This window comes from Agromyces mediolanus (assembly GCF_023715325.1).
Classification (GTDB): domain Bacteria; phylum Actinomycetota; class Actinomycetes; order Actinomycetales; family Microbacteriaceae; genus Agromyces; species Agromyces mediolanus_A.
Genome location: NZ_JAMBNX010000003.1, coordinates 321,819 through 338,080, shown reverse-complemented (window position 1 = coordinate 338,080; position 16,262 = coordinate 321,819). Strand labels below are relative to the sequence as shown.

Annotated in this window: 20 protein-coding genes; 17 read left to right on the top strand and 3 right to left on the bottom strand. The window is 71.7% G+C overall.

The features are described 5' to 3' along the window. Positions 1–3: 3 nt before the first annotated feature. The gene (locus tag M3147_RS07840; protein ID WP_251202895.1) at positions 4–1,155 is read right to left on the bottom strand and encodes a glutamate--cysteine ligase; all 1,152 of its coding nucleotides are present in this window, start codon (positions 1,153–1,155) and stop codon (positions 4–6) included. A 289-nt stretch (positions 1,156–1,444) separates the two neighbouring features. Between M3147_RS07840 and rpsP the strand changes: the two genes are divergently transcribed. The 4 genes from rpsP to trmD are packed head-to-tail and all read left to right on the top strand — an operon-like array spanning position 1,445 to position 3,439. Further along, positions 1,445–1,876, top strand: coding sequence for a 30S ribosomal protein S16 (gene rpsP, locus M3147_RS07835; RefSeq protein ID WP_251202894.1), 432 nt, complete (start codon positions 1,445–1,447; stop codon positions 1,874–1,876). A gap of 4 nt (positions 1,877–1,880) precedes the next feature. Further along, positions 1,881–2,117 (top strand): RNA-binding protein, encoded by a 237-nt coding sequence (locus M3147_RS07830; RefSeq protein ID WP_251202893.1) that lies wholly within the window; start codon positions 1,881–1,883, stop codon positions 2,115–2,117. A gap of 1 nt (position 2,118) precedes the next feature. Continuing rightward, positions 2,119–2,730, top strand: a complete 612-nt coding sequence (rimM, locus tag M3147_RS07825; RefSeq protein WP_251202892.1) for a ribosome maturation factor RimM — start codon at positions 2,119–2,121, stop codon at positions 2,728–2,730. A 16-nt stretch (positions 2,731–2,746) separates the two neighbouring features. Further along, a complete protein-coding gene (trmD, locus tag M3147_RS07820) occupies positions 2,747–3,439 on the top strand; it encodes a tRNA (guanosine(37)-N1)-methyltransferase TrmD (RefSeq protein WP_251202968.1) in 693 nt (230 codons plus the stop codon). 23 nt (positions 3,440–3,462) lie between these two features. Here the strand turns inward: trmD and map are convergent, their stop codons facing one another. Further along, positions 3,463–4,230, bottom strand: coding sequence for a type I methionyl aminopeptidase (map, locus tag M3147_RS07815; RefSeq protein WP_251202891.1), 768 nt, complete (start codon positions 4,228–4,230; stop codon positions 3,463–3,465). A gap of 123 nt (positions 4,231–4,353) precedes the next feature. Between map and M3147_RS07810 the strand changes: the two genes are divergently transcribed. The 10 genes from M3147_RS07810 to M3147_RS07765 all read left to right on the top strand — a co-directional run bounded on the left by M3147_RS07810 (position 4,354) and on the right by M3147_RS07765 (position 12,544). Further along, complete coding sequence (locus M3147_RS07810; protein WP_251202890.1) at positions 4,354–4,854, top strand: hypothetical protein; 501 nt, start codon at positions 4,354–4,356, stop codon at positions 4,852–4,854. A gap of 195 nt (positions 4,855–5,049) precedes the next feature. Beyond that, positions 5,050–5,397, top strand: coding sequence for a 50S ribosomal protein L19 (rplS, locus tag M3147_RS07805; RefSeq protein ID WP_189084790.1), 348 nt, complete (start codon positions 5,050–5,052; stop codon positions 5,395–5,397). 91 nt (positions 5,398–5,488) lie between these two features. Then, entirely contained in the window at positions 5,489–6,238 is a 750-nt protein-coding gene (gene lepB, locus M3147_RS07800) for a signal peptidase I (protein WP_251202889.1), read from the top strand. Beyond that, complete coding sequence (locus M3147_RS07795; RefSeq protein WP_251202888.1) at positions 6,238–6,927, top strand: ribonuclease HII; 690 nt, start codon at positions 6,238–6,240, stop codon at positions 6,925–6,927. The genes lepB and M3147_RS07795 overlap by 1 nt, the downstream gene beginning before the upstream one ends. 6 nt (positions 6,928–6,933) lie before the next feature. Continuing rightward, entirely contained in the window at positions 6,934–7,257 is a 324-nt protein-coding gene (locus M3147_RS07790; RefSeq protein ID WP_251202887.1) for a DUF2469 family protein, read from the top strand. A 112-nt stretch (positions 7,258–7,369) separates the two neighbouring features. Further along, positions 7,370–7,726 carry a YraN family protein gene (locus tag M3147_RS07785; RefSeq protein ID WP_251202886.1) on the top strand — a complete coding sequence of 119 codons (357 nt, stop codon included), beginning with the start codon at positions 7,370–7,372 and terminating at the stop codon, positions 7,724–7,726. Continuing rightward, positions 7,726–9,267 (top strand): YifB family Mg chelatase-like AAA ATPase, encoded by a 1,542-nt coding sequence (locus M3147_RS07780; RefSeq protein ID WP_251202885.1) that lies wholly within the window; start codon positions 7,726–7,728, stop codon positions 9,265–9,267. The genes M3147_RS07785 and M3147_RS07780 overlap by 1 nt, the downstream gene beginning before the upstream one ends. Then, positions 9,255–10,505 (top strand): DNA-processing protein DprA, encoded by a 1,251-nt coding sequence (gene dprA / locus M3147_RS07775; protein ID WP_251202884.1) that lies wholly within the window; start codon positions 9,255–9,257, stop codon positions 10,503–10,505. Before M3147_RS07780 ends, dprA begins: the two co-directional genes overlap by 13 nt. A gap of 72 nt (positions 10,506–10,577) precedes the next feature. Beyond that, complete coding sequence (locus M3147_RS07770) at positions 10,578–11,474, top strand: metallophosphoesterase (RefSeq protein ID WP_251202883.1); 897 nt, start codon at positions 10,578–10,580, stop codon at positions 11,472–11,474. A gap of 2 nt (positions 11,475–11,476) precedes the next feature. Then, on the top strand, positions 11,477–12,544 hold the full coding sequence (locus tag M3147_RS07765) for a tyrosine-type recombinase/integrase (protein ID WP_251202882.1): 1,068 nt from the start codon (positions 11,477–11,479) through the stop codon (positions 12,542–12,544). Between the two features lie 40 nt (positions 12,545–12,584). Here M3147_RS07765 and M3147_RS07760 read toward each other — a convergent pair whose 3' ends face one another. Further along, complete coding sequence (locus tag M3147_RS07760; RefSeq protein ID WP_251202881.1) at positions 12,585–13,208, bottom strand: M23 family metallopeptidase; 624 nt, start codon at positions 13,206–13,208, stop codon at positions 12,585–12,587. 355 nt (positions 13,209–13,563) lie between these two features. Between M3147_RS07760 and rpsB the strand changes: the two genes are divergently transcribed. From rpsB to pyrH, 3 genes are all read left to right on the top strand, one after another. Continuing rightward, positions 13,564–14,475, top strand: a complete 912-nt coding sequence (gene rpsB, locus M3147_RS07755) for a 30S ribosomal protein S2 (protein WP_251202880.1) — start codon at positions 13,564–13,566, stop codon at positions 14,473–14,475. A gap of 23 nt (positions 14,476–14,498) precedes the next feature. Next, a complete protein-coding gene (tsf, locus tag M3147_RS07750; RefSeq protein WP_251202879.1) occupies positions 14,499–15,323 on the top strand; it encodes a translation elongation factor Ts in 825 nt (274 codons plus the stop codon). Positions 15,324–15,519: 196 nt separating this feature from the next. Then, positions 15,520–16,257 (top strand): UMP kinase, encoded by a 738-nt coding sequence (pyrH, locus tag M3147_RS07745; RefSeq protein ID WP_251202878.1) that lies wholly within the window; start codon positions 15,520–15,522, stop codon positions 16,255–16,257. Positions 16,258–16,262 lie beyond the last annotated feature (5 nt).

The following is a 16,262-nucleotide window of genomic DNA, read 5'->3' as shown; positions in this document are numbered from 1 at the left end:
CGCTCAGCGCGTCGACGCGTCCATCCCCGAGCGGAGCTCGTGGGCGAGGTGCGCGACGACGGCCTTGAGGTCCCCGGCGTTCGCCTCCGCGACCTGCAGCTGACGCTGGGCGCTCGCGCCCTCGGCGACCATGCGCGTCACCTCGGCGAGCTCCGCGCCGCAGCCGAGCCGCGCGGCGACGGGGGAGAGGCGCTCGACGAGCTCGAGCAGATCGTCGGCGACGGGTCGCTCCGTGCCCGAGGCATCCGTGATGACGACGGCGTGGAGGCCGTAGCGTGCGGCACGCCACTTGTTCTCCCGCGTGTACCAGGGCTGCAGCACGGTCAGCGGCTCGCCGCGGTCGAGCTTCGTGCTCATCCATTCGACGAGGCACTGTACGAGGGCACCGATCGCGCCGAGCTCCCTGGCGGTGGAGACGCCGTCGCAGACGCGGACCTCGACCGTGCCCCAGCGGGGGGAGGGGCGGATGTCCCAGCGCACCTCGCTGTGGTCCTCGATGACCCCCGTGCGTCGGAGGTCCTCGACGTAGCTCTCGTAGGCGGCCCAGTCCGTCAGCGGGTAGGGGAGTCCCGCGGTCGGCAGCTGCTGGAACATCAGGGCCCGGTTGGACGCGTAGCCGGTGTCGACGCCCGCCCAGAACGGGCTCGACGCGCTGAGCGCCTGCAAGTGCGGAAGGAAGGTGAGCAGGCCGTCGAGGATCGGCAGCGCCTTGTCGCGGTCCTCGATGCCGACGTGCACGTGCACGCCCCAGATCATCATGTTGCGCCCCCACCACCGGGTGCGCTCGATGAGCTTGTGATAGCGCGGCTTGTCGGTGAGCTGCTGGTCGTACCACTGGCTGAACGGGTGGGAGCCGCTGCAGATCAGCTCGTAGTCGCCGAGCTCCTCGACGACGGCGCGCACCTCGGCGAGCTGCCCCTCGAGGTCGGCGACCGCCGCCGGGACCGTCGCGTGCACGCTGCTCACGAGCTCCACGGTGTTCGTCAGGAGCTCCGAGGTGATGAAGGGGTGCCGGCCGCCCGGGCTGATCGAGTCGAGCAGCTGCAACGCCCGGTCGGCGACCGAGGCGAGCTCGCCCGTCTCGCGGTCGACGATGGCGATCTCCCACTCGAGGCCGACGGTCGATCGCGGGGAGTCGGCGAACTCGATGGGCATGGGCGGCCTTTCTCGGGACGGATGCCGTGCGGCCAATCATGACACGGCGGGTGCCCGCCGCCGCCCGTACGACGCCGCGTGACGGGCACGCGGTCGGCGGCTCGCACCCTCGCGACGACACGGCAGCCGCCCTGGTTCGCGGCGGCGGCCCGGATCTGGCAGAATAGGCGGTTGGACCGCCGCCCGACCCTCTATCAGGCCGTGGTCCGCCCATTTCGAGCTTCCGCCGGGTGTGCACCCCACGCTCCAGGCGATCGGTTCAACTCTCGCAACACCTTTCAGGAGAATCGTGGCTGTCAAGATCCGTCTCAAGCGGCTCGGCAAGATCCGTGCCCCGTACTACCGCATCGTCGTCGCCGACTCGCGCACCAAGCGCGACGGTCGTGTGATCGAGGAGATCGGCAAGTACCACCCCACCGAGGAGCCCTCGTTCATCGAGGTCGACTCGGAGCGCGCCCAGTACTGGCTCTCCGTCGGCGCGCAGCCGACCGAGCAGGTCCGGGCCATCCTCAAGCTCACCGGCGACTGGGGTAGCTTCAAGGGCGACAAGGACGCCGTCTCGACCGTCCAGGTCGCCGCGGCGAAGGAGGCCTTCGTGGCCGACGACAAGAAGAAGCCGGTGCTGAAGCCCAAGGCGGAGAAGCCGGCCAAGGTCGAGGAGGCCCCCGCGGCCGCCGAGGCCGAGGCCCCCGCCGACGAGACCGCGACCGACGAGGCGTAACGTCTTGCTCAGGTCCGCGCTCGAGCACCTCGTCAAGGGCATCGTCGAACACCCCGACGAGGTGAAGGTCGTCTCCGCGTCGAGCGCACGTGGCGAGGTCCTCGAGGTTCATGTGAACCCCGAGGACCTCGGCCGCGTCATCGGACGCGCCGGCCGCACCGCCAAAGCGCTCCGCACCGTGGTGGCCGCCCTCTCGGACGGTCGCCGAGTCCGTGTCGACGTCGTCGACACCGACGCCTGACGTGGCGCGCGAGAAGCGCCCCCAGCAGTTGCGGGTCGGGCGCCTCACCAAGGCCCACGGGCTGAAGGGCGCCATCAAGCTCGAGCTCTACACCGACGACCCCGAACGGCGGTTCGTCCCCGGAGCCGAGTTCTCCCTCCAGGTGCCTGCCGAGTCCCCGTGGCACGGCAAGCACCTGGTCTTCCGGGAGCTCCGCTGGTACAACCAGCAGCCGGTCGGCTTCTTCGAGGGCGTCGACGACCGCACCGCGGCCGAGACGCTCATCAAGGCGATCCTCTGGGTCGACGTCGACGAGGCGGCCGAAGCGGCCGCGGCCGAGCCGGATGCCTGGTACGACCACCAGCTCGTCGGGCTGGACGTCCTCCGCGACGGGGTCCGCGTCGGTGAGGTCGCGCACGTCGACCACCTGCCGGCGCAGGACCTGCTCATCGTCAAGACCGCGGCGGGCGAGGTCATGGTGCCGTTCGTCGCCGCGATCGTGCCAGAGGTCGACCTCGAGGCGGGCACCCTCACCGTGACGCCGCCGGCCGGGCTCTTCGAGGAGCTGCCCGACGAGCCGGAGGCGGCGCCGGGCGACGCCGAGGCATCCGCTGCGGGCGACGACGCGAACTAACGAAGGAGACGGGGCCATCCGGATCGACATCGTCACGATCTTCCCGAGCTTCTTCGACGTGCTCGACCTGTCGCTGCTCGGCAAGGCCAGGCAGTCGGGACTCATCGAGGTCGCCGCACACGATCTGCGCGACTTCACGCACGACCGGCACCGCACGGTCGACGACACGCCCTACGGCGGCGGCGCCGGCATGGTCATGAAGCCGGAGCCGTGGGGCGAGGCCCTCGACGCGATCGTCGGCGACGGCTCATCCGATGCTCTGCTCGTCGTGCCCTCGCCCGCCGGCGAGCCGTTCACGCAGCAGCTCGCCCGCGAACTCGCGGCGGAGGCGCACCTCGTCTTCGCCTGCGGCCGCTACGAGGGCATCGACCAGCGCGTCGTCGACCACTACCGCACCCGCATGCGGGTGCGGCTCGTCTCGCTCGGCGACTACGTGCTGAACGGCGGCGAGGTCGCCGTCATGGCGATGATCGAGGCCGCCGGCCGCCTCGTGCCGGGCGTGGTCGGCAATCCGGAGTCGCTCGTCGAGGAGTCCCACGAGGACGGCCTGCTCGAGTACCCGAGCTACACGAAGCCGCAGGAGTGGCGCGGCCTCGAGGTGCCGCCCGTGCTGCGCTCCGGCAATCACGGTCGCATCGCCGAGTGGCGCCGTGAGCAGCAGCTCGAGCGCACCCGGGCCGTCCGTCCGGACCTCCTGCCGCCCGAGTAGGCGCGCCGCGGGTCAGGCGCGATTCAGCCCCGTGCCGTGAGCACGATCGGGTCGCCGTCGGTGATGGCGATCGTGTGCTCCGAGTGCGCGCCGCGCGAGCCGTCGGCGCTGCGCAGCGTCCAGCCGTCGGGGTCGGTGAAGATCCGGTCGGTCGTCTCGAGCCACCACGGCTCGATCGCGAGCACGAGGCCGGCCTTCAGCGGCATGCCACGGCCCGGGCGGCCGGAGTTCGGCACGTGCGGGTCGCCGTGCATGGTGCGGCCGACGCCGTGGCCGCCGAAGTCGGTGTTCACGAGGTAGCCCGAGGCCTTCGCGACGTCGCCGATCGCCCGCGAGATGTCGCCGATCCGGTTGCCGACGCGGGCCGCGTCGATGCCGGCGGCGAGCGCCTCCTCGGTGGTCGAGATGAGGCGGAGGTCCGCCTCGCGAGGGGTGCCGACGACGACGGACACCGCCGAGTCCGAGACCCAGCCGTTCACCGACGCGGCGAAGTCGAGGCTCAACAGGTCGCCGTCGCGCAGCACGTAGTCGTGGGGGAGGCCGTGCAGCACCGCGTCGTTGACGGAGGTGCAGATGACCTTGCCGAACGGGCTCGCGCCGAAGGAGGGGTGGTAGTCGATGTAGCAGCTCTCGGCGCCGGCCTTCCGGATCATCTCGTGCGCGAGGGCGTCGAGCTCCAGCAGGTTCATGCCCGGTTTCGCCGCCGCGGAGGTGGCCTGCAGCACGCCGGCCACGAAACGGCCCGCGGGTCGCATCTCCTCGATCTCGGCGGGGGTCCTCAGTTCGATCACGCTCATCCTCTCCGAGACCATTCTGGCGGATGCCGCGGGCGCGGCTCTCCCCGTCCAGTCTCCGGGCTCCGCCCTGAGTGAACACCCGGTGCGCTCACAGCGGCCCGAGGTTAGCCTGTCGGCATGCTCCTCAGGCGCCTCTTCTACCGCTGGCAGTTCGTCGCGGTGATCGCGCTGCCGCTCTGGCTGGTCATCGGCTGGGCGTTCTTCGGGGCCGGCGGCTGGGGCACGCTCGGGCTCGTCGTCACCGTGCCGGCCGCGTTCCTCACGCTGCTCGTCGTGGCGCTGCTCGTGAACGCCCGGCCGACCGCCCGATCGGAGCGAGCGGCATCGTGGCTGGACGTGGGCGCGCTCGGGGCGTGGCATCTGGCCATCGTCGGCACCGGCTTCTACGGCGCCACCGCGACCCTCTTCAGCGTGCTCGCCATCATCGGTGCGGTCGCCGCGTTCTGGGTCGCCCTCTCGCAGCTGGTCGCCGACGGCTCGCGCCGGATGCGGGCGACGATGGCGGAGTTCGAGCGGCAGGCTGCCGCGCAGAACGGCGGCTCCGTCCCCGGCGCCCCGAAGCCGCCCTTCGACGACGGCGACGGCGACGTCATCATCGTCCACGAGTCGCGGGACTGAACTCGCCGAGTCATCCGCCCGTCGCCCCGACGGCCCGGGTTGGCGGGTGGGGTCCGGATCTGGCAGAATGGACGCTTGTGCCGCTGCTCGGCCCTGCCTCCGGGGAGCCTGCGACGCGCTTCGCGCGAGGCGGCACCGAATTCTTCCAACAATGATCCGCGTTCGACCGGTGGCGGGCGCAGAGAGCGAACCATCATGCACATCCTCGACCACGTCGACGCCGCGAGCCTGAAGTCGGACATCCCCGACTTCCGCCCCGGCGACACCGTCAAGGTGCACGTCAACATCGTCGAAGGCACGCGCTCGCGTGTCCAGGTCTTCCAGGGCGTCGTCATCGGCCGCTCGGGCGAGGGCGTCCGCGAGACCTTCACGGTCCGCAAGATCAGCTTCCAGGTCGGCGTCGAGCGCAAGTTCCCGGTGCACTCGCCGATCATCGACAAGATCGAGGTCGTCACGCGCGGTGACGTCCGTCGTGCGAAGCTCTACTACCTGCGCGAGCTCCGTGGCAAGAAGGCCAAGATCAAGGAGAAGCGCGAGAGCTGATTCGCTCCGCGTCGCAGCGCCTGGCCGAGCTCCCCGCCCCTACACTGGGACGGGGAGCTCGGTGTTTTCCGAGCGAATGACACGGGGTTCCATGACAGACGAGACGCAGACCACCGCGAGCGCCGACGAAGGCCGCTCGCAGCAGCCCGGCCGGAAGCGGGGGGTCCTGCTGTTCCTGCGCGACCTGCTGATCATCTTCGTCGTCGCGGTACTGGTGTCCTTCCTCATCAAGACGTTCCTGATCCGTTCCTTCTTCATCCCCTCGCAGTCGATGCAGGAGACGCTCCAGGTCGACGACCGCATCATCGTCAACGAACTCGTGCCCGACGTGGTGCCGCTCGAGCACGGCGACGTGATCGTGTTCCGCGACCCGGGCGGGTGGCTGCCGATCCGCGAGGAGCCGCAGCAGCCGCCACTCGTGGCCGCGGTGGACTGGTTCCTCGCCTTCGTCGGGCTCTCGGCCCCCGACTCCAACGATCACCTCGTGAAGCGTCTCATCGGGCTGCCGGGCGATCACGTCGTGTGCTGCAACGCGCTCGGCCAGATGAGTGTCAACGGCGTCCCGCTCGATGAACCGTACGTGGCGCTCCCGCCCGGCGAGACCCGGGTCTCCCGTGACGACTTCGACGTGACCGTGCCGGACGGCTCCCTCTGGGTGATGGGCGACAACCGGTACAACTCGCAGGACAGCCGGTACAACGGCGATACCCCGCTCAAGGGCTTCGTACCCGTCGACAATGTCGTCGGGCGCGCCTTCGTCGTGAGCTGGCCGCTGTCGCGCTGGGCGTGGCTCGGGAACTATCCGGAGGTGTTCGCCGGCGTCGAAGAGGGCTCGGGCTGATGCCGGCCGCAGCGCCGACGATGCGCTTCGAGCGGGAGCTCCTCGACGGCGGAGCCGGAATCGTGATCGCCTGCGACGAGGTCGGTCGCGGCGCACTCGCGGGGCAGGTCGCGGTCGGCATCGTCGTCGTCGACGGCGAGATGCGCCGCATGCCCGCCGGGCTCCGAGACTCGAAGCTGCTATCGGAGCCCAAGCGCGAGCTCCTCGCCCCGCGGGCCGCCGGCTGGGTCCGCGCCTCCGCCGTCGGCGAGGCCAGCGCAGCCGAGATCGACGAGCTCGGCATCATGGCCTGCCTGGGCCTGGCGGGAGCTCGTGCGTTCGCCGCGATCCGCGAGCTCGTCGACGTGCCCTTCGGCGCGCCGCTCGTGCTCGACGGCAACTACGACTGGCTGAGCCAGTCGATCGAACACCGAGCCCGGGTGATCACGCGGATCAAGGCCGACCGAGACTGCGCTTCGGTGTCGGCGGCCTCGGTCATCGCGAAGGTGCACCGCGACCGCGCCATGCGGGCGGCGCACGTCGACTGGCCGGTCTACGGCTGGGACGAGAACAAGGGCTACTCCTCTCGGGCGCATTTCGAGGCGATCGCTGAACACGGCCCGAGCGAGCTCCACCGTCGCACGTGGCTCCACGATCGTTCGCGCGAGGCGGAACCGGCCGCCGCGCTCTTCGAGCTCGGCGTAGGATGATCAGCGATGGATGACGACGAGTTCGACGACTACGACCGTGAGGTCGAGCTGGCCCTGTACCGCGAGTACCGCGACATCGTGTCGCAGTTCCAGTACGTGGTCGAGACCGAGCGTCGCTTCTACCTCGCGAACGAGGTGGAACTCGTGCGACGCGACACCGAGCACGACTTCTACTTCGAGCTGACGATGAAGGACGTCTGGGTCTGGGACGTCTATCGCGCCGATCGCTTCGTGAAGAGCGTGCGCGTGCTCACGTTCAAAGACGTCAACATCGAGGAGCTCGCCGCCCGCGAGTTCGAGCTGCCGAAGGAGCTCGCGCTCGACGAGTGAGGCCCGTCTCCTCCGCATCCGCCGCGGTGTACCGCCCGCTCTCCACTGATCCGCCCGGCACCACCGTGCGCGCCCCGATCGTTCGCGACGCTGGGTCGCGGAGGTGGTGCGGATGTCCCACAACGCAGAACTCGGACGCCTCGGCGAAGATCTCGCCGCGGAGCACCTGGAGGCGCGCGGCTTCCGGCTGATCGAGCGCAACTGGCGGTGCAGGCACGGCGAGATCGACGTCGTCGCGGCTCACCGCGCGTGCACGGTGTTCGTCGAGGTGAAGACCAGGGCCAGCGAGCGCTACGGCCACCCGTTCGAGGCGATCACGCCGGCGAAGCTCGCCCGGCTCCGCCGCCTCGCCGCGATGTGGTGCGAGGCGAACGGCACCAAGGCCGGGCCGGCTCGAATCGACGCGGTCGCAGTGCTGGCCAGACCGGGGGAGTCGGCCGTCATCGAACACCTCGAAGGCATCGGCTGATGCCGGTCGCGCGCACCCGCTCCGTGGCGCTCCTCGGGCTCAGCGGCTCCATCGTCGAGGTCGAGGCCGACCTGGGCAGCCAGCTGCCGGCGTTCCTCGTGATCGGCCTTCCCGACGCCGCGATCGGCGAGTCGCGGGAACGCGTCCGGGCGGCCGCGGCGAACTCCGGGTGCCCCCTGCCGGCCCGCAGGCTCACGGTCAACCTGTCGCCGGCCACGCTGCCCAAGCACGGCTCCGGCTTCGACCTCGCGATCGCGATCGCCTGCCTCGCCGCGGCGGGGCGCCTCGACGCCGTGTCGGCCGGCGCTGTCGTGCACCTCGGTGAGCTCGGGCTCGACGGCCGCCTCCGCCCGACCGACGGCGTGCTGCCCGCGGTGCTCGCCGCGCGGCGGGCGGGCGTCCAGCGGGTCATGGTGCCCACGTCGAACGCCGCGGAGGCGGCGCTCGTCGACGGTATCGAGGTCGTGGGCGTCGCCTCGCTCGCCGAGGCGGTGGCGTGGCACGGCGGCGACGTCGAGGTGGTCCCCGTCGACGCGGTGCTCGCGCCCGACCCGGCGGAGCCGCCGATCGTCCATTCCGGCGATCTCGCCGACGTCGTGGGCAACCCCGAGGCGGTGGCCGCGCTCATTGCCGCGGCGGCGGGTGGGCACCATCTCGGGCTCTACGGGCCGCCGGGCGCCGGCAAGACCATGCTGGCGTCGCGCCTGCCCGGCATCCTCCCCGACCTCGCCCTCGACGAATCGCTGGAGGTCGCCTCCCTGCGTTCCCTCTCAGGCCTCGGGGTCGGTGGCCTTTCGATGCGGCCACCCTTCGAGGCGCCCCACCACACCGCGAGTGCGGCCGCCATCATCGGTGGGGGTGGTCGCCTCATCCGACCGGGCGCCGCAGCCCGAGCGTCGCACGGGGTGCTCTTCCTCGACGAGGCGCCGGAGTTCCCCTCCTCGGTGCTCGACGTCCTCCGGCAGCCGCTCGAGTCGCGCACCATCTCCATCCACCGAGCCAGTGCGATCGCCTCGTTCCCCGCGAGTTTCCAGCTCGTGCTGGCGGCGAACCCCTGCCCGTGCGGGCAGTGGTCACCCAAGGGTGAGTCGTGCACGTGCGCGCCGAGCGTCAAGCGGCGCTACCTCTCCCGCATCTCCGGGCCGCTGCGGGACCGCCTCGACCTCGAGCTCTGGGTGCCCCGGCTGACGTCGACGGCGGCGAGCGGGGATGCCGCGGGGCGGGTGTCCAGCGCCGAGGCGCGCCGACGGGTCGAGCTCGCGAGAGCGGTCGCCGCCGAGCGATACCGGGAGACTCCCTGGCGAACCAACGCCGAGGTCCCGGGCCCCTGGCTGCGCGGGGCCGGCGGCATGCACCCCGGCCACCGGGCGACCGCCGCGATCGACCGGGCGCTCGAACGCGGTGGCCTCACGATGCGCGGCTACGACAAGGTGCTGCGGCTCGCGTGGACGCTCGCCGATCTCGACGGCGCAGGCCTGCCCGACGGCGACCACGTGGGGCAGGCGAATGTGCTTCGGAAGGCGCCGCAGTGGGTGGCCTGAGCGGCGAGATCGTCGCCGCGCTTCGCGGGGCGGAGCCGATGGTCGACGCGATGCGCATCGGGGCGGCGAGCTCCGAGCGGGCAGCGACCGCCGAGGCCGCCTCGCGTGCGCTGCTCGGAGTGCTCAGCGAGCCCGGTGACGGCACGCTCGGGGCACTCGTCGATGCGCTCGGCGCCCAGGAGGCGGCCGTGTTCGTCGCGAGCGAGTCCACGGCCGGCGAAGCACTGCGCTCCCGACCGGAGCTCGCGGTCGAGCTCGGCGTGCGGACGCTCGCCGAGGGACTCGAACGGTGGCGTCAGCGGCTCGACGCTGCCGCCTTCCTTCGCTCGCTCGAGCAGGCCGGTCGGGTCGGGGCCCGCCTCCTCGTCCCCGGCGACGGACGCTGGCCCGCGGGCCTCGCCGACCTCGGCCCCCACGCGCCGCTCGCGCTCTGGGTGCGTGGCGATCCCGACCTTGTGGGCGGGCGGGCGAGCATCGCCGTGGTCGGGGCGCGCGCGGCGACGGGATACGGCGAGCACGTCGCGCTCGACGCCGTGTCGGGACTCGTCGATCGCGGCTGCACGATCGTCTCTGGCGGCGCGTACGGCATCGACGGGGCCGCTCATCGCGCGGCCCTGCGCCGCGGGGGAGCGACGGTCGCGGTGCTCGCCGGCGGACCCGACCGGCTCTACCCTCAGGGGCACGCGGCGCTGCTCGGCGAGATCATCGAGCGCGGGGCCGTGGTCTCCGAGCTGCCGTGCGGTGCAGCGCCGACGAAGTGGCGGTTCCTCGCACGCAACCGGGTCATCGCCGCGCTGAGCGATGCCGTGGTGGTGGTCGAGGCTGGATGGCGCTCCGGCGCGCTGAACACGGCGCACCACGCGGCTGCCCTGGGGCGTCCGGTCGGCGTGGTACCGGGGCCGGTCACGAGTCCGGCGTCCGCGGGGTGCCATCGACTGCTGCGGGAGCAGGCGGCCGTGTGCGTGACTGATGCCGCGGAGATGGCGGAGCTCGTGGGCCGGCCGGGCGTCTCGGACCCCCTCCCGGTGGCGGCAGCCGCCGCGGTCACCGAAGGGGTGCGCGAGGTCGAAGTCCGGGTGCTCGACGCGATGAGTGCTCGCGTGCCACGAACCGTCGCGGACTTGGCCGCCCGGGCAGGGCTGGAACCCTCGCGCACGCTCGGCGCCCTCGGCACGCTCGACGCGCTGGGCCGGGTGCGGAGCACCACCGACGGCTGGCTGATCCGCCGAATCGGATGACGAGGCTCGACCACGCCGGAGCAGCAGTCCGCGGTGACCGAGGTCCGCCGTAGGCTGTGCCCGGGAGGACGGATGCAACTCGGCAGATACCCGGCGGCGCAAACGACGATCGCACATCTGAGTGACACCCACCTGCTGGCGGGCGGGGCGCCGCTCGGCGGCGCGGCCGACACGGTTCGTGCGCTCGACCAGGCGGTCGAGCAGCTCGATCGGCTCGGCACCGTCCTCGATGCGATCGTCGTCACCGGCGACATCGCCGACCTCGGCGAGCCCGATGCCTATCGTCTGGCGCGGGCGGCGCTGGAGCCGCTCGCGGCGCGCGCGCAGGCCGAGCTGCTGTGGGTGATGGGCAACCATGACGAGCGCGCACCGTTCGCGGCTGAACTGCTCGGCCGACCGCACGAGGGCGCGCCGCTGCACCGGGTGGCCGAAGTCGGAGGGGTGCGGCTCATCTCCTTCGATGTCTCGGTGCCCGGCTGGCACCACGGAGCGGTCGACGAGGAGCGCGCCACCTGGCTGGCGAGCGTGCTCGCCACGCCTGCGCCGAAGGGCACTGTGCTGGCCGTGCATCACGCGCCGATCCCGACGCCGATCGCGGTGATGGACGTGCTCGAGCTGCAGGGCCAGGAGCGACTCGCGGAGGTACTGCGGGGGAGCGACGTCCGATTGATCCTCGGTGGGCACCTGCACTATCCGAGCGCAGGGAGCTTCGTGGGCGTCCCGGTCTCGATCGCCGGCGCTACCGCCTACACGCTCGATGTCAGCGCCCCGCCGCGCGAACTGCACGGGGTCGACGGAGGGCGCTCGTTCTCGCTGGTGCAGCTCTTCGACCAGGGGCATCTGGTCTCCGTGGCGCCGCTCGGGCCGAGCGAGGTGATCTCGCGCTTCGACGGGCGGTTCGTCGACGAGCTGTCGGGGCTCGACCCGCTGGCGAGGCTCGAGCGCTTCTCGCGCAAGCGGGGGTTCTGACCGTGGCCAGCCCGTTGGAAGCCGCGATCGACGACTACCTCGCACACGTCCGTGACGAGCGCCGGTACTCGGCGCACACGGTCGCGGCCTACGCGGCCGATCTCGCCGATCTCGCCGGTTTCGCGGATTCGCGCGGTGGCGTCGAGGCCGGTTCGCCGGCGGCGGTCCCGTCCACGCGCACCCGGGACCCAGCGAGGGCGCCGCTCGCGAACGCTGCCGCCGGGCCCGCTGCCGAGCTCGATCTCGCACTGCTCCGCGATTGGCTCTGGGACGCCGACCAACGCGGCCTCGCCCGGGCGACGCTCGCGAGGCGGGCGGCGACCGCCCGTGGTTTCGCCGCCTGGCTCGCCACGAGCGGGCGCGCCGCGAGCGATGCCGGTGCACGGCTCCGGGCGCCGAAGGCGCAGCGCACGCTACCGCGGGTGCTGACCCGTGAGGCCGCCGAAGGGCTGCTCGGCGATCTGGAGGCCGCCGCCGCCACCGGCGAGCCGAACGCCCTCCGGGATCACGCGGTCGTCGAACTCCTCTATGCGGCGGCGCTCCGCGTCTCCGAACTCGTCGGGCTCGACGTCGACGATCTCGACCGGTCGGCTCGCACGGTGCGCGTGCTCGGCAAAGGGTCGAAGGAGCGCGTGGTGCCCTACGGGGCGCCGGCGGCGCGCGCGCTCGACCGGTATCTCGATCTCGGGCGGCCCGTGCTGCTCGCGCGCGCGGCGGCTGGAGGGAGCCCCTCCGCTGGGGGATCATCGACCGCGGCACGCCCGTCGAATGGGGGCAGTTCCTCGAGGCCGGGCCACGCGGTGTTCCTCGGGGCTCGAGGGGGCCGGTTGAATCCTCGCAGCGTGCACCGCCTCGTCGCAGGCCTCCTCGCCGAGATTCCCGGCGGGGGGCCCGCCGGACCGCACGCCCTCCGCCACACGGCGGCGACGCACCTGCTCGACGGCGGCGCCGAGCTGCGGGCGGTGCAGGAGTTCCTCGGGCACGCCAGCCTCGGTACGACCCAGATCTACACGCACGTCTCGGCCGAGCGGCTGAAGCAGAGCTACCGCACCGCCCACCCTCGGGCTTGACGGGGCGCAGCCACGCGGAGGGCGCACTCACAAGGCGGGCTCAGTCGAGCGGGAGCAGCACGGCGCGGGGCACCGAGTCGAGCAGGAGCATCGGTGAGACGTACTCGCCGTGCAGTCGCACCCCGAAATGAACGCACCGCCCGTCGCAGTGCCCGCCGAGGGCGACCTGCCCGAGCGGTGCGCCGGGCTCCACCACCGCCCCCACCTCGACGAGGCCCGACACCGGCTCGATCGCGCTCACGTACCCGTCGCCGTGATCGATGGCGACGAGTGGGCGCCCGGCGACCGGTCCGGAGAAGCTGACCGTTCCGCTCGCCGGGGCGAGCACCGGGGCGCCGGACGATGCGGCGAGATCGATGCCGCGATGTCCGGGGGCGTACGGGGTGGGCGGCGCCCGGTACGGCTCGACGACGGCCACAGGCGGGCCGACCGGCCAGCCCCACCGTGCTTCGCCGGCCGGCTGGGCGGGCGCCACGCGAGCGGGGGTGGCCTGGGTGGGCGCCACGCGAGCGGGGGTGGCCTGGGTGGGCGCCACGCGAGCGGGGGCGGCCTGGGCGGGCGCCACGCGAGCGGGGGTGGCCTGAGCGGGCACGGCGAACGGGGCGAGCAGCACGACGCTCAGGAGGAGCGACGGGGCGAAGCGTCGGAGCAGTGGGCGCGTCATCCCTTCACCCTCGCGTGCGTCGCCGCGTCCCGGGGCCGGTGCGCGCGATCGGTGCGATCGCGCGACCGTGCGACGGGTGTGGAGGACGGGGCGTCCGCTGGAGCCGACCGGGCCGGTGCCCGACCGCGCCCGGTGCGGTGCCGGACGGCGAGCGGGCGGTGAACTGGTAGAGTGAACCCGCACCTCGCATGTCGAGGTGACTCCGCGTGCCCATTCGGCCGCCGATCCCACTCAGTCCAAACCACCGCGAACCGCTGCCCGCAGCGATTCGCCGGAACGGCGGGATCGCGCCGGGCACCAGGGCTTCCGGCCGCCGGCCGGCAGCGTACAACTGAGAACAGAAGGAGAACGGCTCATGGCCGTCGTCACCATTCGCCAGCTGCTCGACAGCGGCGTGCACTTCGGGCACCAGACCCGCCGCTGGAACCCGAAGATGAAGCGCTTCATCTTCACCGAGCGCTCGGGCATCTACATCATCGACCTGCAGCAGTCGCTCGCCTACATCGACAAGGCGTACGACTTCGTCCGCGAGACGGTCGCCCACGGCGGCACCGTCCTCTTCGTCGGCACGAAGAAGCAGGCGCAGGAGTCCATCGCCGAGCAGGCGACCCGCGTCGGCCAGCCCTACGTGAACCAGCGCTGGCTCGGCGGTCTCCTCACCAACTTCACCACGGTGTCGAAGCGCCTCGCCCGCATGAAGGAGCTCGAGGAGCTCGACTACGAGGGCACCACCTCGGGCTTCACGAAGAAGGAGCTGCTGCTCAAGAAGCGCGAGCTCGACAAGCTGCACAAGTCGCTCGGCGGCATCCGCAACCTCTCGAAGACGCCGTCGGCGCTCTGGGTCGTGGACACCAAGAAGGAGCACCTCGCGATCGACGAGGCGAAGAAGCTCGGCATCCCCGTCATCGGCATCCTCGACACGAACTGCGACCCCGACGAGGTGCAGTACCCGATCCCGGGCAACGACGACGCGATCCGCTCGGTGAGCCTGCTCACCCGCATCATCGCCGACGCCGCCGCCGAGGGCCTCATCGAGCGCCACCAGAAGCCCGAGGAGAGCGGCAACGTCTCCGCCGTCGAGCCGCTCGCCGAGTGGGAGCAGGAGCTCCTGCAGCAGGGCGCCGCGACCGAGAAGGCCGTCGAGACCGAGGCCGAGGCCAAGGCTGAGGCCGCCGAGGTCGTCGACGAGGCCGCGACCGAGATCGCCGCGACCGAGTCCGAGGCCGACGCCGAGGGCGCGGCCGCCGCCGCAACCCCCGCCGAATAAGTCCCCGAAGGAGACAGCCAGACATGGCAATCAGCATCGCTGACATCAAGGCCCTGCGCGAGCAGCTCGGCACGGGCATGGTCGACACCAAGAAGGCGCTCGAGGAGGCCGGTGGCGACCTCGAGAAGGCCACCGAGATCCTGCGCCTGAAGGGTGCCAAGGGCAACGCCAAGCGCGCCGACCGCTCGACGAGCGAAGGTCTCGTCGCGGCGAAGGAGTCGGCCGCCGGCTACACGATGATCCAGCTCGCCTGCGAGACGGACTTCGTCGCGAAGAACGACAAGTTCATCGCCCTCGCCGACCAGGTGCTCGACGCGGTCGCCGCGGCCGGCGCCACCGACGTGGCCTCCGCGCTCGCGGCCCCCGTCGACGGCAAGACCGTCGGCGAGGTCATCGACGAGCAGGCTGCCATCCTCGGCGAGAAGGTCGAGCTCTCGAAGGTCGTCACCCTGAGCGGCGACCAGTTCGGGGTCTACCTGCACAAGACCTCGAAGGACCTCCCGCCGCAGATCGGCGTCCTCGTCGCCTACACGGGTGGCGACGCCGAGACGGCGCGGGCGATCGCGCAGCACATCGCGATGTTCGACCCGACGTACCTCTCGCGTGACGAGGTCCCGGCCGACATCGTCGAGAAGGAGCGCGAGCTCGTCACCGAGATCAGCCGCAACGAGGGCAAGCCCGAGGCCGCCCTGCCGAAGATCGTCGAGGGTCGTCTCACCGCGTTCTTCAAGCAGGTCGCCCTGCTCGAGCAGGACTACGCCCGCGACAACAAGCAGCAGGTGAAGAAGGTGCTCGACGATGCCGGCCTCACCGTGACCGGCTTCGCCCGGTTCAAGGCCACGGCGTAACGCCGATGAGGAGGAGTCCGGATCGCTCGTCGATCCGGACTCCTTTTCTGTGCGCGCGATCGGCGCGCACTCGCCCCCTGGGCGACCGCGCCTGCCCTGCCCTCCTCGTCGGGCGGGATTCTCAGGCGCCGCACGGCTCCGCCGCGTTGCGGACGCACTAGTTTGAACTCAGACGAGCGGGAAGGAACCGACATCCATGACCGAGACCCCCACGCGACGCAGGGTCCTCCTCAAGCTCTCCGGCGAGTCGTTCGGAGGTGGCGCCCTCGGCGTCAATCCCGACGTCGTCAGCCAGATCGCCCGTGAGATCGCGGATGCCGCGCGCACCGTCGAGATCGCGATCGTCGTCGGCGGAGGCAACTTCTTCCGCGGCGCCGAGCTCAGCCAGCGCGGCATGGACCGCGGCCGCGCGGACTACATGGGCATGCTCGGCACCGTCATGAACTCGCTCGCGCTGCAGGACTTCCTCGAGCAGGCCGGCGCCGAGACGCGGGTGCAGTCCGCGATCGAGATGACGCAGGTCGCCGAGCCGTACATCCCGCGCCGCGCCGAACGGCACCTCGAGAAGGGCCGCGTCGTCATCTTCGGTGCGGGGGCCGGGCTGCCGTACTTCTCCACCGACACGGTCGCCGCGCAGCGTGCGCTCGAGATCGGCGCCGACGTCGTGCTCGTGGCGAAGAACGGCGTCGACGGGGTCTACTCCGACGACCCCAGGACGAACCCGGACGCCCACAAGATCGATCGGATCAGCTACCAGGAAGCGCTGCAGCGCGGCCTGAAGGTCGTCGACTCGACCGCCTTCAGCCTGTGCATGGACAACGGCATGCCGATGCAGGTGTTCGGCATGGAGCCGGCCGGCAACGTGACCGCGGCCATCCTCGGCGCCGACCTCGGCACCGTCGTGGCGAACGGCGTGGAACCCGTCAGTCGATAGACTGA

Excerpts from the sequence above, each read along its gene's own strand:
- M3147_RS07770 (WP_251202883.1), top strand. The coding sequence starts at position 10,578 with ATGCAACTCGGCAGATACCCGGCGGCGCAAACGACGATCGCACATCTG.
- pyrH (WP_251202878.1), top strand. The coding sequence starts at position 15,520 with ATGACCGAGACCCCCACGCGACGCAGGGTCCTCCTCAAGCTCTCCGGC.
- M3147_RS07795 (WP_251202888.1), top strand. The coding sequence starts at position 6,238 with ATGCCGGCCGCAGCGCCGACGATGCGCTTCGAGCGGGAGCTCCTCGAC.
- tsf (WP_251202879.1), top strand. The coding sequence starts at position 14,499 with ATGGCAATCAGCATCGCTGACATCAAGGCCCTGCGCGAGCAGCTCGGC.
- M3147_RS07785 (WP_251202886.1), top strand. The coding sequence starts at position 7,370 with ATGTCCCACAACGCAGAACTCGGACGCCTCGGCGAAGATCTCGCCGCG.
- M3147_RS07760 (WP_251202881.1), bottom strand. The coding sequence starts at position 13,208 with ATGACGCGCCCACTGCTCCGACGCTTCGCCCCGTCGCTCCTCCTGAGC.
- M3147_RS07780 (WP_251202885.1), top strand. The coding sequence starts at position 7,726 with ATGCCGGTCGCGCGCACCCGCTCCGTGGCGCTCCTCGGGCTCAGCGGC.
- M3147_RS07790 (WP_251202887.1), top strand. The coding sequence starts at position 6,934 with ATGGATGACGACGAGTTCGACGACTACGACCGTGAGGTCGAGCTGGCC.
- lepB (WP_251202889.1), top strand. The coding sequence starts at position 5,489 with ATGACAGACGAGACGCAGACCACCGCGAGCGCCGACGAAGGCCGCTCG.
- rpsB (WP_251202880.1), top strand. The coding sequence starts at position 13,564 with ATGGCCGTCGTCACCATTCGCCAGCTGCTCGACAGCGGCGTGCACTTC.
- M3147_RS07840 (WP_251202895.1), bottom strand. The coding sequence starts at position 1,155 with ATGCCCATCGAGTTCGCCGACTCCCCGCGATCGACCGTCGGCCTCGAG.
- rplS (WP_189084790.1), top strand. The coding sequence starts at position 5,050 with ATGCACATCCTCGACCACGTCGACGCCGCGAGCCTGAAGTCGGACATC.
- M3147_RS07810 (WP_251202890.1), top strand. The coding sequence starts at position 4,354 with ATGCTCCTCAGGCGCCTCTTCTACCGCTGGCAGTTCGTCGCGGTGATC.